Origin of the sequence: Saccharothrix longispora, assembly GCF_030852425.1 — a bacterium.
Lineage (GTDB): Bacteria > Actinomycetota > Actinomycetes > Mycobacteriales > Pseudonocardiaceae > Actinosynnema > Actinosynnema longispora.
Genome location: NZ_NSDM01000002.1, coordinates 53,260 through 70,121, shown reverse-complemented (window position 1 = coordinate 70,121; position 16,862 = coordinate 53,260). Strand labels below are relative to the sequence as shown.

Here is a 16,862-nt window from a genome sequence, read left to right as displayed (position 1 = left end):
CCCGGATGAGGGCTAGCGGGCGACCGGCTGCTGCTCGCGGACTTCGTCGATGAACGCGGCCAGGCGCTGCACGTTGCCGTGGCGGAACACGTCCTCGGTCTCGACCTCGATCGCGAAGATCTTCTGCAACCGGTTGGCGAGCTGGACGAAGTGCAGGGAGTTGCCGCCGTGGCCGAGGAAGGAGTCGGTGGTGGTGAACTCGTCGTTGCCCGAGATGTCCTTCCACGCCTGGAGGATCACCGGCTCCAACAGGGCAGCGGATTCGCTCATGGTGTCATCGCCTTCCGGTGTGGTGGGGTGCGCCGACGGATCGGCCAGCGCACTGCGGTCGATCTTGCCGTTCACGTTGAGCGGCAAGCGGTCCAAGTGTTGGAAGGTGGACGGCAGGGCATACCGGGGCACCTCGTCCAACAGGTGGGCGACGAGGTCCTCCACGGCCAGCGGTACCGCGTCCACGGTGGAGTAGAAGCCGACGAGCCGCTTCTCCTCGGTGTCGGAGCCGAACGCCTTGACCACGGCCTGGTGCACCGAGGGGTGGGCGCGCAGCGCCAGCTCCACCTCGCTCAGCTCGACCCGGTAGCCGCGGACCTTCACCATGCTGTCGGCCCGGCCGACCAGCACCACCTCGCCGTCCGCGGTCAACCGGGCCAGGTCGCCGGTCCGGTACAGCAGCGAGCCGTCCGGTTCGGGGACGAACTTCTCGGCGGTCAGCTCCGGCTGGTCCAGGTAGCCCAGGGCGACCCCGGTTCCGCCCAGGCACAACTGCCCCACCCGCCCGGGTGGGCACGGCCTCAGCTCGTCGTCCAGCACGCGCGCCACCACGCCGGGCAGTGGCTTGCCCACCGGCACGCGGTCGTACCGGGTCACGTCCTCGGCGGTGCGGATCGGGTGGAGCAGGGAGATCGTCGAGTTCTCGGTGCAGCCGTAGCCGTTGTAGATGGTTCCGTCGGTGAGCCCGGCGGCCTTGACCAGGTGGGCGGGGGAGGGGAAGTCGCCGCTGAGCAGCACCGCCCGCAACCCCGCCAGCACGTCGGGCTCGTCGTCCACCAGCACGTTGAACAGGCCGCCGGGCATGCTCATCACGGTCACGCCGTGTCGCAGGACCGCGTCGCGCAGCACCGGCAGCGACGGCAGGCCCGAGGGCAGCACGACCAGTTTGGCGCCGTGCAGGAAGCTCAGCCAGATCTCGATGGTCGACGCGGCGAACGAGTAGGCGGCCAGTTGCACCAGGGTGTCCCGCTCGGTGACGGCCAGCGGGCCCTGACCGGTGCCCAGGCGGGCCAGGCCGCGATGCGCGATCCGCACGCCCTTGGGACGTCCGGTGGAACCGGAGGTGAACATCAGGAAAGCGGGGCTGTCCCCGTCCAGGTCCACTTCGGACTTCCCGGGCTCGTGTCCGTCGTGGGCCACCAGGTCCGCGACCGGGGCGGTGTGCACCCGGCCGAAGTCCAGGTCACGGTCGTGCACCACCACCCGCATGCGGGACTCGGCCACCACGCGGTCGACGAAGCGGGCGGGGTGCTCCGGGTTCAACGGCGTCACGCAGGCGCCTGCCTTGAGGACACCCAGCACCACCGCGTACAGCTCGGTGCGGCGGGCCATGTGGACTCCCACCGGTTCGCCCGGTGCGATGCCCCACCGCTCGCGCAGCCGCGCCGCCACCCGGTCGGAGGCGCGGTCCAGCTCCGCGTAGCTGGTGATGCGGTCGCCCTCGACCAGGGCGGGCAGGTCGGGGAACCGGCGGACCACCCCGTCGAACAGGGAGGTCAGCACCGCCGGGTCCGCGGTGGGTGCGCCGTTCGTGGTTTGCGCGTCTTGCACTGCTCGTTCCGGCACGTCACGGTCCTCCTGGCAGAGGCAAGGTGAAATTCCGACTGTCTCGAACTGGTGGCGACCGGTCGACATGACCGGCCCGCACGTACTCAGCTGATTGTCGACAGGAAACCAGTTTGCTACTTCTAGCTTGAGGTGTCAACGCGATCGGGTGATCACGCGATGAGGTGATCAACTGATCTGCCGATAGGGGGAACTGTCATCGACCGCGTGGTGGAAGTTGATGTCAAAAGCGGTCAGATTGTCCTTGACGTGCATATATCCCGAGGTCAGTGGGTAGCTGCCCGGATCTTCCGTCGGAGGTGGTCGTGGCCCGTGATCGCCTGCAGGGTGGACGCGCCCAGCGTCGCCGAGGGGTGCCGCAAGGTGTGATCATGAACGGGTAACACAGGAGAAGGTATCCAGATGGAAATCAATTGCGGAGAGTAATTATCAATGCGACAGCATTGGCCGGTCCTGTGACGCCCACCCGGCGCAGACGCGGCGACGGTCGAGGACACTCAGCGCGAACACATTGCGAGAATTCGGTGAATCGGCCGCCGGGAGGTTTGGCCGGCGATCGGGCGGTTCAGGCCGGGGGCGGGCGCAGCAGCGCGTCGAGCACGTCCGCCCCGCCCTTGGCCAGGATCGCCTCGGGCCGGAACTGCACACCCGCCACCTGCGGGGCGCGCAGTGCCAGCACCTCGCCCGTGGCCTCGTCGAGCCAGGTCTCCACACCGGCGGGCACGGGTCCGGTCACGGCGAACCGGTTGCGCAGCACGAGAGTGCTCCGGACGCCGAAGACCTCCACCACCCGCGGACCGCCCGCAGTCCGCCGCGGCACCACCGGGAGACCCAGCACCCGGGCCAGCACCTGGAATCCCAGCTCCACGCCGCGCACCTCGCACCCGGCGCGCAGCGCCTCGCGCACGAAGCGCCGCACGCCCTCGGACCCGGGGTCGTCGGGGTGTCCCGGTCCGGGGCCGAGCAGGACGGTGCCCGCGGGCCGGGTGACCCCGAGGCCATCGGGGGCCCTGCCGCCCGCGCCGTGCGCAGGGCTCGTGCCGCTCCGGGGACTCGTGAGGTCCGGGTCGTCGGGGCGGTGAGCGGTGTCGTGGAGGTCGGCCGCGCGCAAGTCGGTGTCGCGGAGGGCGGTGACGGCGCGCACCGTCGGCCGCCACCCGCACCGGCGGGCCAGGTGCGCGAGCGTCGCCGCGCTGTCGTCGCCCAGGTCCGCCACGAGCAGTCGACCGCGGTCGACCGCCGCCGGCACCGGGGGGCGGGTCCAGTGCGGGGCCATCGCGTCGCGCCGCACCGCCAGTGCCTCCCGGACCGGCTCCGCGCACAACGCGGGCGGCGGTTCGTCACGGGCGGGTTCGTCGTGGACCGACGTCGCACCACCGCGCAGCGCCGACAGCAGGGCGTCGACCTTGACCCGGGTCTCGGCGGCCTCCGCGGTGGGGGAGGAGTGGTCCCCGAGCGTGGCGCCCACGGACACGCGCACGACACCCGACCCGTCGACCTCGGCGGTCCGGATCAGGGTGGCGGCGTCCAACGACCCGTCCGGCTCCAGCAGCGCCACCGCGCCGCCGTAGTAGCCCCGGCCGCCCGGCTCGTGCTCCGCGACCACCCGCAGCGCGCCCGCGATCGGGTTGCCGATCGCGGTGGCGGCGAACATCGTGCCCGCCAGCACCCGCCGCGCGTCGGGCACACCGCCGGCGCGCACCACGCAGCCGGTGTGCGCCAAGCGACTCATCGGCAGCAGGACCGGGCCCTCCACCACGACCTCGCCCGGCTCCAGTGCGCACAGCGCGGCCAGTTCCGCGTCGACGGTGGCCGCGAGTTCGTCGATTTCCTTGTCGTCGCGGAGGAACGCCGTCAAGCCTTCGGCGGTCGGTCCGGTCGCGGGGTAGCGGTGGGTCCCGCAGGTGGGGCGCAGCACCACCTCGTCGCCTTCCAGCCGCACCTGCCCCTGCGGGGGTGCGCCGACCAGCGCCAGGCCGTCGGACCCGCCCTCGTGCACCGCGAACGTCCAGTACGCGCCCCGCTCGCCGCGCAGCAGACCGCCCAGCAGCGCCAGTGCCGCGGCCGGACCGGGCCGCTCCAGACGCGCGGTGAAACCCCGCCGCAGCAGGCAGTGGGTCACGTCCTCCGGTCGTCCGGCCACCACGCGGCGCACCCGCTCGGCGTAGGTCGCGTCCTCCTCGTCGAAGTCGGCCCCGGTGACCGCGGCCCCCCGTGGAAGCGACCGCTCCAGCGCCGCCCGCGGCACCAGGTGGCGCTCGGCGGCCACCAGCACGCGCAGCGGCGTGCCGTCGTCCCGGCACGGCAGCCCGCGCTCGGCCAGTTGGCGGAATGGCAGCAACGCCACCGACCCGGCGCGACCGATCGGGATCTCGGCGGTCGAAGGGACGGTGGTCGTCGTCCCGACCAGCACGTCGGCCGTGCCGGCGTCGCGGCACAGCACCGCGAACGCGGGGGAGCGCAGGGGGTCGACGAGCCCGGCCAGCAGTTCGCCCACCTCGTCGGGGCGGAGCGTCGCCATGTTCGTGTCGCTCCCCAGGTCATCCAGTGCTGTTTCTCTCCGGCAATCAAAGTTAGCGCGCCTTCGCAAGGCTCGCACCTCGGCTGACCACATCCGCTGGGAGGCAAGGAAGTCGTGGCGCGGTTGAGTCCTGGACGTGGTCGACTTGCGGTCGTGTCCGTACCGGTGGTTTCCTGGTGGAAACGATTGCGTCTCCGACGCGCCCCGGTGTGGACGGCCGGCACGGTTGGGAGGAGTCACGATGCGCATCGCGGTGATCGGTGGAGGGCCCGGCGGCCTGTACTTCGCCGCACTGGTCAAGCAGGTCGACCCCCGCCACGAGGTCGTGCTGTGGGAACGCGGCGGTGCCGAGGACGCCTTCGGCTTCGGCGTGGTGTTCTCCGACGGCGCGCTGGGCGGTGTCCAGGCGGCGAACCCCGAGCTGTTCGAGGCGGTCATCGACCGGTTCGTCCGCTGGGAATCCGTGGACGTGCGCTACCGCGGTCGCACGAAGTCCCACGACGGGTACCGGTTCTCCGCCGTGGGCCGCCAGGCGCTGCTGCGGCTGCTGCGCGAGTGCTGCGAAGACCGTCGGGTCGTGCTCCGCTTCGCCACGTCCGCCCCACCGCTGCCCGAACTGCGCGCGGAGTTCGACCTCGTCGTCGCCGCGGAGGGCGTCGGCTCGGCGGTCCGCTCCGCCCGCGCGGAGGCGTTCGGCGCGCACCTGGAACCCCGCGGTTCGCGCTACCTGTGGATGGGCACGGACCGGGTGTTCGACGCGCTCACCTTCGCCGTCGTCGAGACGCCGCACGGGCCCGTGCAGGTGCACGCCTACCCCTACGCGCCGGGGCGCAGCACCTTCATCGTGGAGACCACCGACCGGGTGCTGCGCGACTCCGGCCTGGAGGTGCCCGACCGCTCGCCGGCGGAGACCGCCCGCGCTGTCGCCGGGCTGTTCGACGGCGACCCCGACCTCCTCGGGGACCACCGCCTGATCTGCACCGGTTCGCGCTGGGGGCGGTTCACCTCGGTGCGCAACGACCGCTGGAGCGACGGCAACGTGGTGCTCCTGGGCGACGCCGCGCACACCGCGCACTTCTCCATCGGCTCCGGCACCAAGCTCGCGATGGAGGACGCGGTCGCGCTGGCGATCTCGCTGACCGAGCACCGCGACCTGCCCGACGCCCTGGCGGCCTACGAGGCGGAGCGGAAACCGGCCGTCGAGCGGATGCAGCGGGTGGCGGAGATCAGCCGGGAGTGGTTCGAACGCGTGGAGGAGCACGTCGGCCTCCCCCTGGACGAGTTCACCGTCCGCCTGCTGACCCGCAGCGGCCGCATCAGCCACCGCGACCTGCCCCTGCTCGACCGGGCTCACGTCGAGCGCGTGCGGAACTGGTTCTCCCGCACGCTCGCCTCGACGGCCTGATCACAGCACTCCGGGCGTGTTAACATATTTCCCGGAGGCAACCGTTTTGTCGCGACCCGGAAGGTGTCGGCAGCGGAGCATTGCGAGGCGCCCATGACCACCGTGAGTGAGCCCGGCCAGACTTCCGCACCGGAGGTGCCCGACGAGCTGGAGGACGCGCTGACCCACCTCCAGTGCGTCCTGGTCGCGAGGCGCACGAGGACCAACCCGGAGCACGTCACCTGGCAGCAGTACGACGTGCTGGAGAACCTGCGCCTCCGGGGTCGGATGACCCCCTCCCAGCTCAGCGAGGCACTCGGCGTGTCCCGGCAGAGCCTGTCCAAGGCCCTGCGCTTCCTGAAGGACCGGGAGCTGGTGGCCCAGGTCGCGGGCGGCGCGGACCGCCGGGAGCTGACCACCACCCTGACACCGGCCGGCCACGAGTTCCTCACCCGCGCGGCCGACAGCCGCCGCGAAGTCGCGGCGGTGAGCAACTCCGTCCTCACCCCGGGTGAGCGCAGCATCTTCGCGGAGTTGTGCAAGAAGGTGGCGGACGCCCTGTACGAGCACGCGCAGGCCCCGTTGGAGAGGGACGCCTGACGGACGGCTCGCCATCCCGCCGGCGTCACCGACGCCCGGTGGACCTGGCGGGAGCCACTGCTGTCCGAGCGGGCCCGCCAGGCCGGTCGGGGCGGTGGAGGTGCTCGGGGTCGACGATGTCGCCCTGCGGCGCGGTCGCCGCTACGCGACCGTGCTGATCGACGCGATCACCATCACCGGGTCGACGTGCCGCCCGACCGCGAGGCCACGACCCGACCGCCTGGCTGCGGGAGCCCCCGGGATGGGGTGGTGCGTCGGGACGGTCGGCCACCTGCGCCGAAGCCGTCCGCCGGGGCGCCCCGGACGCGATCCGGACCGGCGACCGGTGGAACGGACCCCGCAGCGGCACGCCGCGTCCACGGCCTGCCCCGCCGAGGCGTCGGGCTGCCGGAACGCGCGCGGTGTCCGGGCACCGCGCGCGACACCGTCACGCGCGACGCCCGCGTCGCCTCCGCCGAGCAGGTGCGGCACCCTCCGCCCACCGCCGCAGCGTGACCGATCCGCGCCCCGGGCTACCACGGCAGCGTCAACCTGCTGGTCCGCCACCTCGCACGGGGCAGAGCCGGAACCGACCGCATCCCGCCCTCGCCGGCGGGTCCGCGAGTTCGCCGCGATCCTCACCCACGTCCGGGGCGGGACCTCGACGTCCGGATCGACGTGGTCCTGGCCGACGACCTGCCGGCCCCGCACCGCTCATCCGCGGCCCGCGAGGACCACGACGCGGTGACCGCCGGATCGAACCTGTCCCACGGCGACGGCCACACCGGAGACGGCGTGGCGCCGAACCCGACTCCGCACAATTCGGTGTTGTGCGGCAACACTTCCACTCCGTGTCGGAACCTCGTTCAGGTGACGTGGAGGGTCGCGCTCCTACGCGCACCACCCAGGTCGGGTGCGGGCGGGTGAATCGGGGCTCCATCGGGTGTCACCGGTGTGCTCCGGGATGGCGCGTGGCTAGCTTCGGTCCTGTGCATCTGTCACCTCAGGAGCGGGACAAGCTGCTCGTCCACGTCGCCGCCGACGTGGCGCGGCGGCGTCTGGAGAGCGGTCTGCGGTTGAACCAGCCGGAAGTCGTCGCGCTGATCACCTCGCACGTGCTGGAAGGCGCGCGGGCGGGGCAGGCGGTGGTCGAGCTGGCCGCGTCGGGACGGCGCGTGGTGCGCCGGGACCAGGTCCTCGACGGCGTGCCGGACATGGTGGAGATGGTGCAGGTCGAGGCGACGTTCCCGGACGGCACGAAGCTGGTGACCGTGCACGACCCGATCCCCTAGCAGCGGAGGCGCGCGTGCGTCCAGGCGAGATCATCCCGGCCGACGACCCGGTGCCGCTCAACCCCGGTCGGCCGCGCACGCACCTGGTGGTGCGCAACAAGGCCGACCGCCCGGTGCAGGTGGGTTCGCACTACCACTTCGCCGCGGTCAACCCCGAACTCGACTTCGACCGCGAGGCCGCGTGGGGTCTGCGGTTGGACATACCGGCGGGCACGGCGGTGCGGTTCGAGCCGGGCGTGCCACGTGAGGTCCCGCTCGTGCCGATCGGGGGGAACCGCGTGGTTCCCGGGCTGCGGTGGGAGTACGCGGGCACGCTGGACGAGCGGGGGTCGGAGCCGGGTGATCCGGAGTCGGCCAAACCGGACCCGTCGACGGGGTCCGACGAACCGAGCGGAAGGACCTCGTGAACCACGAGACGGAGATCAAGCGCCGCCGCTACGCCGAACTGCTGGGCCCCACGGTCGGGGACAAGATCCGGCTCGCCGACACGAACCTCCTGATCGAGGTCACCGAGGACCGGTCGATGGGGCCGCGGGGCTCCGGCGACGAGGTGGTCTTCGGCGGCGGCAAGGTCATCCGCGAGTCGATGGGCCAGTCGCGGGCCACCCGCGCGGAGGGCGCGCCGGACCTGGTGATCACGGGTGTCGTGGTGCTCGACCACTGGGGCGTGGTCAAGGCCGACGTCGGCGTGCGGGACGGGAGGGTCGTCGGCATCGGCAAGGCCGGCAACCCCGACGTCATGGACGACGTCGACCCGGAGCTGATCATCGGTCCCGGGACCGAGGTCGTCGCCGGAAACGGCAGGATACTCACCGCCGGCGGCGTCGACTGCCACGTCCACTTCGTCTGCCCGCAGATCGTGGACGTCGCCCTGGCCGGTGGCCTGACCACCCTGATCGGCGGCGGCACCGGCCCGGCCGACGGCAGCAAGGCCACCACCGTCACCCCCGGTCCGTGGAACCTGGCCCGGATGTTCCGCGCCATGGACGGCCTGCCGGTGAACGTCCTGCAGACGGGGAAGGGCAGCACCGCGCACCCCGCCGCGCTGTGGGAGCAGCTGCGCGCCGGCGCCGGCGGGTTCAAGATCCACGAGGACTGGGGCGCGACGCCCGCCGCACTGGACCTGGTGCTGAGCGTGGCGGAGAAGAGCGGTGTGCAGATCGCCATCCACACCGACACCCTCAACGAAGCGGGGTTCCTGGAGTCCACCCTGAAGGCCGTCGGGGACCGCTCGGTCAACGCCTACCACGCCGAGGGCGCCGGTGGCGGGCACGCGCCGGACATCCTGCGCGTCGTGGCCCACCCCAACGTGCTGCCCTCCTCGACCAACCCGACCCGGCCGCACACCGTGAACACCTTCGACGAGCACCTGGACATGTTGATGGTGGCCCACCACCTCAACCGGTCGATCCCGGAGGACCTGGCGTTCGCGAGCAGCCGCATCCGGCCCAGCACGATCGCCGCCGAGGACGTGTTGCAGGACATGGGCGCCATCTCGATGATCAGCTCCGACGCGCTGGCCATGGGCAGGATCGGCGAGGTCGCACTGCGCACCTGGCAGACCGCGCACGTGATGAAGGCCAAGCGCGGCAGGTCCCGCCAGGACCAGGACGCGGACAACGACAACATGCGGGCACGCCGGTACGTCGCCAAGTACACGATCAACCCCGCGATCGCGCACGGCATCGACCACGTGGTCGGCTCGGTCGAGGTGGGCAAGCTGGCCGACCTGGTGCTGTGGGACCCGAAGTACTTCGGGGTGCGCCCGCAGCTGGTGTTCAAGGGCGGCGTCATCGCCTGGGCGCAGATGGGCGATCCGAGCGCGTCGATCCCCACACCGCAACCGGTGTGGTCGCGCCCGATGTACGGGGCCGCGCCGAAGGTCGCCGCCGAGAGCAGCGTGCACTTCGTCTCCCCGGAGGCGATGGACGCCGACCTGCAAGCCCAGCTGAAGACGGCCACCCCGATGGAGGCGGTGCGCAACACCCGCCGCCGGTTCAAGGACAGCATGGTGCTCAACGACGAATGCCCCGAGGTCGTCGTGCGGCCGGACAACTTCGCCGTCTACATCAACGGCGACCTGGTCGAACCCGACCCGGTGGCCGAGTTGCCCATGACACAGCGCTACTTCCTGTTCTGATGCGTCCCGACGAACTCGCGGACGCCGCGGGAACGGCAGCCGTGCTGTGCCTGGTGGACTCCCGCTTCCCCGGCGGCGGGCACGCCCACTCCGGCGGGGTGGAGGAAGCGGTCGCCCGCGGCCTGGTCACCGACGTGCCGAGCCTTGCCTCGTTCCTGCGCGGCAGGCTCCGCACCGCCGGCGCACTGGCCGCCGCCTTCGCCGCCGCGGCCACCCACGCCGCCCGGGAACGACCCGACCGTGACCGGTGGCGGGAGCTGGACGCCGAACTCGACGCCCGCACCCCGTCACCCGCGCAACGCGCGGCATCCCGTGCCCAGGGACGCGGCACGGCGCGCGCCGGACGCCTCGCCTGGCCCTCGCCGGCGCTCGACGACCTGCTGGCGGCCACACCCCGCCCGCACCACCCGATCGTGCTGGGCGCGCTGGCCGGGATCGCCGGCGCGTCCCCCCGCGACTCGGCGCTCGCCGCCGCCTACCTGTCGGTCAGCGGACCGGCGTCCGCCTGCGTCCGCCTGCTCGGCCTGGACCCCTTCCGGGCCAACGCCGTCGTCGCCGACCTGTCCGCGCCGATGGGGCGCATCGCCGCGACCGCCGCCGGAATGTGCGACGTGCCGCCGCGAGACCTGCCCGCGCCCAGCGCACCCGCCCTCGACCTCTTCGCCGAGACCCACGACCGAACCCACCGCCTGGAGGTGCGTCTCTTTGCCAGCTGACCACAGGACCGGACACGGCCACGGCCACACCCACCCGGTCGACTTCGACCCCACCGCCACCGAACCCGACCCCCACACCCCGCCGATGGCGGCGGGGCGGGCTTTCCGCATCGGCATCGGCGGCCCGGTCGGCAGCGGCAAGACCGCCCTGACCGCCGCGCTGTGCCGCGCCCTGGGTGGCGAACTCGAACTCGCGGTGGTGACCAACGACATCTACACCACCGAGGACGCCGACTTCCTGCGCCGCGCCGGCGTGCTCGACCCCGCGCGCATCGAGGCCGTGCAGACCGGCGCGTGCCCCCACACCGCGATCCGCGACGACATCACCGCCAACCTCGACGCCGTCGAACGCCTCGAAGAACGCTTCCCCGCGCTGGACCTGGTGATCGTCGAGAGCGGCGGCGACAACCTCACCGCCGTGTTCAGCCGGGGCCTGGTCGACCGGCAGGTCTTCGTCGTGGACGTCGCCGGCGGCGACAAGGTGCCCCGCAAGGGCGGCCCCGGTGTCACCACCGCCGACCTGCTGGTCATCAACAAGACCGACCTCGCCGAGCACGTCGGCGCCGACATGGAGGTCATGGTCTCCGACGCCCACCGCATGCGCCGCCACGAACTCCCGGTGATCACCCAGTCCCTGGTGCGCACCCCCGACGCCCCGGACGTGGCCGCCTGGGTCCGCGCCCTGCTGCGCGACGACCACCCGGCGCGCGAGGACGTCGCGCAGCTCTCGGGCACGGCGTGAAAGCCACCGCCCGACTGGTGGTGGAACGGGACCGCACCGGCCGCAGCGTCATCCGCGACCTGCGGTCGGTCTCGCCGCTCACGCTGATGCCGTGCCCCGCCGCCCGACACGACGATCCCGACACCGCCCTGGTACACCTGGTCGGGTCCGCCGCCGCCCCGCTGGGCGGCGATGTCCTGGAGGTCACCGTCGAGGTCGGGCCGGGCGCGGCGCTGAGCCTGCGCGCGATCGGCGCGACCCTCGCGCTGCCCGGCCGGCACCCCGGCCCCAGCCGCACGTCGGTGACCTTCCAGGTCGCCGACGGCGGCCGGTTGGAGTACCTGACCGAGCCGACCATCGTCGCCGCCGGAGCCGACCACCACGCCGAGCTGCGCGCGGACCTCGCCGCCGACGCCCGGCTGCGCTGCCGCGAGGTCGTCGTCCTCGGTCGCAGCGGCGAACGACCCGGCCGGTTCCGCGGCGGCACCCACGTGCGCCGGGACGGCGCCCCCCTGCTGTGCCAAGGCCTCGACCTCGGTGATCCCGACCTCGACGCCTGTCCCGCGCACCTGGCCGGTCACCGCGTCATCGCCACCGAACTGCTCGTCGGCGACCCCGGCCCGCCCGAACCGGTCGTCGGCGACTGGTGGTCGCTCGTGCCCCTGCCGCGCGGCGGCTCACTCGCCACCGTCCTGGCCGAGGACACCATCGCCGCCTACCGCCTCCTCGACAGCGCCACACGCCCCGGGCGTCCGGCACGCGACCCGGAGGCGATCGCCGACCCCGGGCACGTCGGCCGCGAACCGGCCTACGCCACCGGCCCCGGCTGATCCTCCGCACGGACCACCCGCACCGGGGTGGTCCGTTCACCGGCGACCGGTCAAGCGGGACTCGTCCACCTCCACCTCGTCGAACGGTTCCTCCGACCTGTCGTGCCGGAACGCGGGTCGGCACAGCAGCCCGACCGGACGAGCCGGCGGAGCTGGCCCTCGGCGTCACGTTCCTGGTTGGATCGGACTCGTCCGACGATGACCGGGACAGAGGGGGATGCCATGGGGAGTCCGGTCGACGGGGTGCGCGCGCTGTGGCTGGAAGTGCTTGGCGCACGAGCCCGGTTCGACGTCGGTTTCACGGCCAATGGCGGGGATTCCTTCAAGGCCACGGTGTTCGCCGTTCGGGTGTTCGAGGAGTACGGCCGCGAAGTGGACTACCTGGACGTGATGGAGGCCGCCGATTGCTCGGCGGTTCAGCGGATCGTGGCTTCGGCGGGGAACGACCAGGGTGTGCTCGGCCAGTCCTGACGGAGCAGTCGTCCCACCACGGCGGCGGCCAGCTCCTCGGGTGCCCGGGCGTTCAGGTGGCCAGTGGGGGTGTTGGTCAGCTCGGTGCGCATCGGCGGGAGGCGCAGCACGGCCGTGCCCACCTCGGGGTGGTTGTGGGCCAGCCAGGACGCGAGGCCCTCGATGGCCGCTTTCGCCGTGATGTAGTGGGGCCAGTGCGCGGGCGGTGCGGTGACGGCTTCGGTCGAGACGAACAGGGCCCAGTGGTCGGTTCGGTCCAGCTTGGGCAGTGCGCAGCTCAAGGGCACCATGGCGGCGGCGATGGCCTGGTCGGCGTGGTGCCTGGCTTCGGCTGCCGCTTCGGGTGACAGGGTGATCGGGCGCAGCGGTGGAGTGGCGTTGAGGACGACGCCGGTCAGGTCGTCGGTGATCGATCCCAGCACCTTCGCCATGGCTGTCGGGTCGGTGGCGTCGGCGTGGTGCAGGCGCAGCCGATCGGCGTGCGGCCCGGCGGCGTCGGCGGCCGGGCGCGAACTCGCGTAGGTGCCGTGCACGACCGCGCCCTGGCTGAGCAGTGCCAGTGTCAGGGCCGCGCCGAAACCCCGGCTGCACCCCACGACGAGGACGGTCTTGCCGGTCATGCCGGAACCCGGCGGCAGGAACCGCGCGACGCGGTCGAGCGTGGGCCCTTCGACGCGGCGGCCGGCGAAGGAGCACAGCCGGAGCTCGGCGACCGGTGTCCCGCCGGAGGTGAGGACGGCCGAGCAGGTGGTGATGCGGCTTCGCGGGTCGTGGTCCTCCACCAGCAACCGGTAGTCGAGGGGCCGGTGCGGCGATGGTCGTGCGTGGAGGCGGAGGTCGATCTCGGCGAGGACCCCGTCCCTGCCCGGTAACACCATGCCGCTCGCGTAGCTGCCGAAGGCGAGCGCGAGGTGCGCGGGAGTGGTCGACCCCCCGGTGAGAGCGGCCAAGCCGTCCCAGCGGGGTTCGTACCCGCCGGTGAACTCCATGCCCGGAGTGATCTCCGCGTGTTCCCGTGGCCGGGTGCGGGTGGTCGGGTCGTGGAGGGGCGTGGTCGACGTCGCGGCCGGCGGACGGCTCAGCGTGCCGGTGCGCGGCACGGCCTTGAGCACCACTCGACCTCGTCCGCGCAGGAATACCCGGCGGCCGTCGTGGACGACCGCGTAGGGCTCGCCGGTGAACACCGGTTCCTGGAAGAGCAGGCGCGTTCCGCGGACGTCCGGGTCGAGCCGGTGCAGTGCGGTGATCCCGGCCAGTGCCCCGTGCACGACCGTCCGGCCGAACGGCGTCGAGCGGGCGAACACGGGGTCGACGTGCAGGGGGTTGCGGTCGTGGGAGGCGTCGGCGAACGCGGCGACGTCCGCGTCGGTGAACCGGACGGTGCCGGTCACGCCGGCTGGATCAGCTCGGCCAACTCGGCGACCGTGACCCGGTCCGCGGTGAGCACCCAGTCGGGGAAGCGGACGTCGAACTCGGACTCCAAGGCGTGCACGATCCGCACGTGTGCCAACGAGTTCCAGTCCTCGATCGTGTGCCGCCCGTCGGTGTCGGCCGGCTCGTGGTCGAGGTCCAGCAGGTCCATCAGGATCTCCTGGAGTCGGGCGGTCATGGTTGCTCCCGGATGTAGGGGCTGTCGATGGGCGGTGTCCCGGCGAGGTCGAGGAACCAGCCGTCGTCGTCGCGCTGGAAGCCGAGCCGGTCGTAGAGGTCGGCGACCAGCGCGTTGCGCGGTCCTGGGCGGTAGTGGCCGCGCAGGCGGCGGACCCCGGCGTCGGCGGCGCGCCGGGACAGGGCGGCCAGCAGGTGGTGCTCGGCCGTGCGGCCGATCACGCGACAGCTGAGCACCAGGGTGTCGATGGGCAGTTCGCCGCCCGACACCGGGCCGGCCAGGCAGAGTCCGACGATGCCGTGGTCGGCGAACCGGTCGGCCAGGCCGATGGTCAGGCAGGTCCAGTCCGGGGCGCGGCGCAGCGCGTCGATCTCGGCGGGGGAGCGGCGGCGCAGCGTCAGGTTGAACTGGTTGGTCTTCCGGCTGAGCTGCGCGGCCCGCTCGACGGTCCGCTCGGTCACCGGCCGCACCCGCGCGGTCATCTCCAGCGAGCGCCAGAACTCCGGCAGGGACGCCGCTTCACCACGCAGCCGTTCGGCCTGGCCGCGGGCGGTGTAGGACGCGGCGCGGCCGGTGTCCTCCTCGGTCCGGGACACCGGTTCGAGCAGGACCGACGAGGCGACGAGCCGGGGGAAGTCCGCGACGGGGCCGTCCAGCACCACCGCGCCTACCTCGGGCAGGCGTTGGCGCACTTCCAGGCACTCCGCCGGGTTGTCGTCCAGCAGCACGACGTCCTCCGGTGACGCGCCCAGCGCCTCGACGATGTCCCGCACCTGCTCGGATTTCGGCCGCCAGTCGGCGACGAACGCCGCGAAGTCGTCGAGTCGCAACCGCATGTGGGGGTTGCGCTCGAACGGCTCCCGCGCGGCCGCCCCGTCGTTCTTGGAGCTGACGGCCAGTACGACGCCCGTGTCGCGGAGGCCGGCGAGGAACTCCTGGAACGCCCGGAACGCCTCACCCCGGGCACTGCCCGGACCGATGTCGACACCGTCCCAGCCGAGCTCGCCGACCACCCCGCCCCACAGCGAACCGTCCAGGTCGAGCACGAGGCACTTGCAGCCCAGGCCCGCGTCGGCGGCGAGCACGGCGCCGATCTCCCGCGCGGTCGCGGCCAGGCCCTCGTACCCGGCGGGTTGCCTGGTGGCGTACCAGACCCGGTGGTCGAACCAGGTCCGCTTGCCCAGGTCGGACGCGATCCGGTCGACGTCCACGACGAGCACGTGGCTCCGGCTCGCGGCGGCGGCCAGCCGGCGGTTGACCTCGCGCACCACGGTCGTCCGCGACCGCGGCACCGTCGAAGCGAGGTTGCCGAGGACGTCGCCGTCCGGCACGGCGAACAGCAGCTGGACGGGCCGCGCGCCCAGTTCCGCCACCAGCCGCCACGCGCCCGTCCACCGCGCCACGACCGCGTCCACGACCGCCTCGGGCTCCTCCACCAGGTCCGACAGGCCCAGGTCCTGCGTGCTAGGGGCGAGCAGGACGTGCGTCGGCGCGAAGGCCACGAGCCCGGCCGGCTCCAGCAGGCACTGTTCCACCTGGCCGAACGGCGGCACGTGCACCTCCACCCGCAGGCCGTGGATCGCACACGCCACCGGCAGCAGCTCGCCGAGCTCGGCGGTCTCGAACGTGCTGAGCAGGGCGAGCCGGGTCTCGCGGCGGTACGCGGGAGTCCAGTCCCGGCCGGCGGCGGTGGCGAGCAGCCGCACGGCCCGCCGGAAGAGCCCGTAGCCGCCGTCGCGCCGCAACGCGGGGCGCAGCGACGCCCACGCCTCGGCGAAACCGCCCTCGGCGACCAGCGCGCGGACGCGCTCGGACAGCTCGACGTCGGTCAAGTCGCCACGCCTTCCCCGGAACCGGCCGCCGACTCCAGGTCGGCCAACTCGTCGAGCAGGTCGGACAACGCGCCCGCGCCCGCGCCGCCGGTCGTCGCCGCGTACATCGCCCTGGGCGGGACCTGCGCCCAGAGCCGTCGCAGGTCGTCGCCGTGGCGCCGCACCCGGTCCCGCTCGGCGGGACGGCTGTCGGCGCGTTCGGTCCACCGCCGCACGGCGAACGCGCGGTGACGTCCGACGCTCCACAGGTCGTCCACCTGGCGGTAGGCGTCCGGGTCGGTGGCGTGGTCGCGGAAGTGCCGGGCCAGCCTGCGCAGCGCGGCCGGCCCGCGGGACCCGCTCGGCGCGGGGCCGGCGGGCCGCTCCCCGCTCTCGATCCACCTGTACGGGTGGGTGATCGGGCCGGCGTCGTCACCGAGCGCGTACCGCTCGCGCAGCGCGATCACCGGGTCGTGCACCGGAACCGAGAGCAGCAGCCCGTGCAGGTCGTCGACGACCGTCCGAACGGGACGCTGCTCACCGCGGGCGTTGCGCATCGCCAACGCGTCCAGCACCTCCACGCCCTCGTCGTGGGCCACCACGGTGAACCAGTGCGGTGCGGGGTCCCCTCCGTGGCCGACCTGCCAGGGCAGCCACCGGGTGTCGCCCGCGACCACCACCGGTTCGCCGCGACCGAGCGCGGCGGCGATCCGGCCGACCGCCTCGTCGGCCGAGTCCGCGCCCGCACGGGTCAGGCGCGCCCGTGCCCCGAAGTCCGGCGCGAAGTGCACGAACCCGAACAGGTCGTCCGGCTCGTCGGTCAGGGTGAGCGTCAGGTGCGGGTCGATCGCGTCGCGCCAGTCGGGTCCGGTGACCGCCAAGGCGGCCGCGACGGCCGCGCTGTAGCAGGTGAACACGTCGCCGTACGCGCGCAACTCCGCCCAAGCGGAGT

The 16,862-nt window shown here is 73.0% G+C and carries 15 protein-coding genes; 9 read left to right on the top strand and 6 right to left on the bottom strand.

The genetic code is table 11. The features are described from left to right. Positions 1-12 precede the first annotated feature (12 nt). Positions 13-1,821, bottom strand: a complete 1,809-nt coding sequence (locus CKY47_RS05920; protein ID WP_306744621.1) for a non-ribosomal peptide synthetase — start codon at positions 1,819-1,821, stop codon at positions 13-15. A gap of 580 nt (positions 1,822-2,401) precedes the next feature. Further along, on the bottom strand, positions 2,402-4,357 hold the full coding sequence (locus CKY47_RS05915; protein ID WP_306744620.1) for a chorismate-binding protein: 1,956 nt from the start codon (positions 4,355-4,357) through the stop codon (positions 2,402-2,404). A gap of 241 nt (positions 4,358-4,598) precedes the next feature. On the opposite strand from CKY47_RS05915, the gene CKY47_RS05910 reads away from it, so the two are divergent. The 9 genes from CKY47_RS05910 (at position 4,599) to CKY47_RS05870 (ending at position 12,490) form a co-directional block, all read left to right on the top strand. Continuing rightward, positions 4,599-5,762, top strand: coding sequence for an FAD-dependent monooxygenase (locus tag CKY47_RS05910; RefSeq protein ID WP_306744619.1), 1,164 nt, complete (start codon positions 4,599-4,601; stop codon positions 5,760-5,762). Positions 5,763-5,855: 93 nt separating this feature from the next. After that, entirely contained in the window at positions 5,856-6,341 is a 486-nt protein-coding gene (locus CKY47_RS05905; protein ID WP_306744618.1) for a MarR family winged helix-turn-helix transcriptional regulator, read from the top strand. A 968-nt stretch (positions 6,342-7,309) separates the two neighbouring features. Next, complete coding sequence (locus tag CKY47_RS05900; RefSeq protein WP_306744617.1) at positions 7,310-7,612, top strand: urease subunit gamma; 303 nt, start codon at positions 7,310-7,312, stop codon at positions 7,610-7,612. Positions 7,613-7,626: 14 nt separating this feature from the next. Further along, entirely contained in the window at positions 7,627-8,019 is a 393-nt protein-coding gene (locus CKY47_RS05895; protein WP_306744616.1) for an urease subunit beta, read from the top strand. Continuing rightward, complete coding sequence (locus CKY47_RS05890) at positions 8,016-9,752, top strand: urease subunit alpha (RefSeq protein WP_306744615.1); 1,737 nt, start codon at positions 8,016-8,018, stop codon at positions 9,750-9,752. The genes CKY47_RS05895 and CKY47_RS05890 overlap by 4 nt, the downstream gene beginning before the upstream one ends. Beyond that, positions 9,752-10,468, top strand: a complete 717-nt coding sequence (locus CKY47_RS05885) for an urease accessory protein UreF (RefSeq protein WP_306744614.1) — start codon at positions 9,752-9,754, stop codon at positions 10,466-10,468. Before CKY47_RS05890 ends, CKY47_RS05885 begins: the two co-directional genes overlap by 1 nt. 85 nt (positions 10,469-10,553) lie before the next feature. Beyond that, positions 10,554-11,210 (top strand): urease accessory protein UreG, encoded by a 657-nt coding sequence (gene ureG, locus CKY47_RS05880; RefSeq protein ID WP_371320627.1) that lies wholly within the window; start codon positions 10,554-10,556, stop codon positions 11,208-11,210. Next, a complete protein-coding gene (locus CKY47_RS05875) occupies positions 11,207-12,019 on the top strand; it encodes an urease accessory protein UreD (protein ID WP_306744612.1) in 813 nt (270 codons plus the stop codon). Before ureG ends, CKY47_RS05875 begins: the two co-directional genes overlap by 4 nt. Positions 12,020-12,217: 198 nt before the next feature. After that, positions 12,218-12,490, top strand: a complete 273-nt coding sequence (locus tag CKY47_RS05870; protein WP_306744611.1) for a phosphopantetheine-binding protein — start codon at positions 12,218-12,220, stop codon at positions 12,488-12,490. Here CKY47_RS05870 and CKY47_RS05865 read toward each other — a convergent pair. Genes CKY47_RS05865 through CKY47_RS05850 form a run of 4 tightly spaced genes read right to left on the bottom strand, consistent with a single transcriptional unit; the run spans position 12,436 to position 16,845 of the window. Beyond that, a complete protein-coding gene (locus CKY47_RS05865) occupies positions 12,436-13,881 on the bottom strand; it encodes an SDR family NAD(P)-dependent oxidoreductase (protein WP_306744610.1) in 1,446 nt (481 codons plus the stop codon). The two genes, CKY47_RS05870 and CKY47_RS05865, sit on opposite strands and share 55 nt — an antisense overlap. Then, the gene (locus CKY47_RS05860; RefSeq protein ID WP_306744609.1) at positions 13,878-14,099 is read right to left on the bottom strand and encodes an acyl carrier protein; all 222 of its coding nucleotides are present in this window, start codon (positions 14,097-14,099) and stop codon (positions 13,878-13,880) included. Before CKY47_RS05860 ends, CKY47_RS05865 begins: the two co-directional genes overlap by 4 nt. Further along, complete coding sequence (locus tag CKY47_RS05855) at positions 14,096-15,931, bottom strand: HAD-IIIC family phosphatase (RefSeq protein ID WP_306744608.1); 1,836 nt, start codon at positions 15,929-15,931, stop codon at positions 14,096-14,098. Before CKY47_RS05855 ends, CKY47_RS05860 begins: the two co-directional genes overlap by 4 nt. Then, entirely contained in the window at positions 15,928-16,845 is a 918-nt protein-coding gene (locus CKY47_RS05850) for a cysteine peptidase family C39 domain-containing protein (protein WP_306744607.1), read from the bottom strand. Before CKY47_RS05850 ends, CKY47_RS05855 begins: the two co-directional genes overlap by 4 nt. Between the last annotated feature and the right edge of the window lie 17 nt (positions 16,846-16,862).

Excerpts from the sequence above, each read along its gene's own strand:
- CKY47_RS05915 (WP_306744620.1), bottom strand. The coding sequence starts at position 4,357 with ATGGCGACGCTCCGCCCCGACGAGGTGGGCGAACTGCTGGCCGGGCTC.
- CKY47_RS05910 (WP_306744619.1), top strand. The coding sequence starts at position 4,599 with ATGCGCATCGCGGTGATCGGTGGAGGGCCCGGCGGCCTGTACTTCGCC.
- CKY47_RS05905 (WP_306744618.1), top strand. The coding sequence starts at position 5,856 with ATGACCACCGTGAGTGAGCCCGGCCAGACTTCCGCACCGGAGGTGCCC.
- CKY47_RS05885 (WP_306744614.1), top strand. The coding sequence starts at position 9,752 with ATGCGTCCCGACGAACTCGCGGACGCCGCGGGAACGGCAGCCGTGCTG.
- ureG (WP_371320627.1), top strand. The coding sequence starts at position 10,554 with ATGGCGGCGGGGCGGGCTTTCCGCATCGGCATCGGCGGCCCGGTCGGC.
- CKY47_RS05870 (WP_306744611.1), top strand. The coding sequence starts at position 12,218 with ATGACCGGGACAGAGGGGGATGCCATGGGGAGTCCGGTCGACGGGGTG.
- CKY47_RS05860 (WP_306744609.1), bottom strand. The coding sequence starts at position 14,099 with ATGACCGCCCGACTCCAGGAGATCCTGATGGACCTGCTGGACCTCGAC.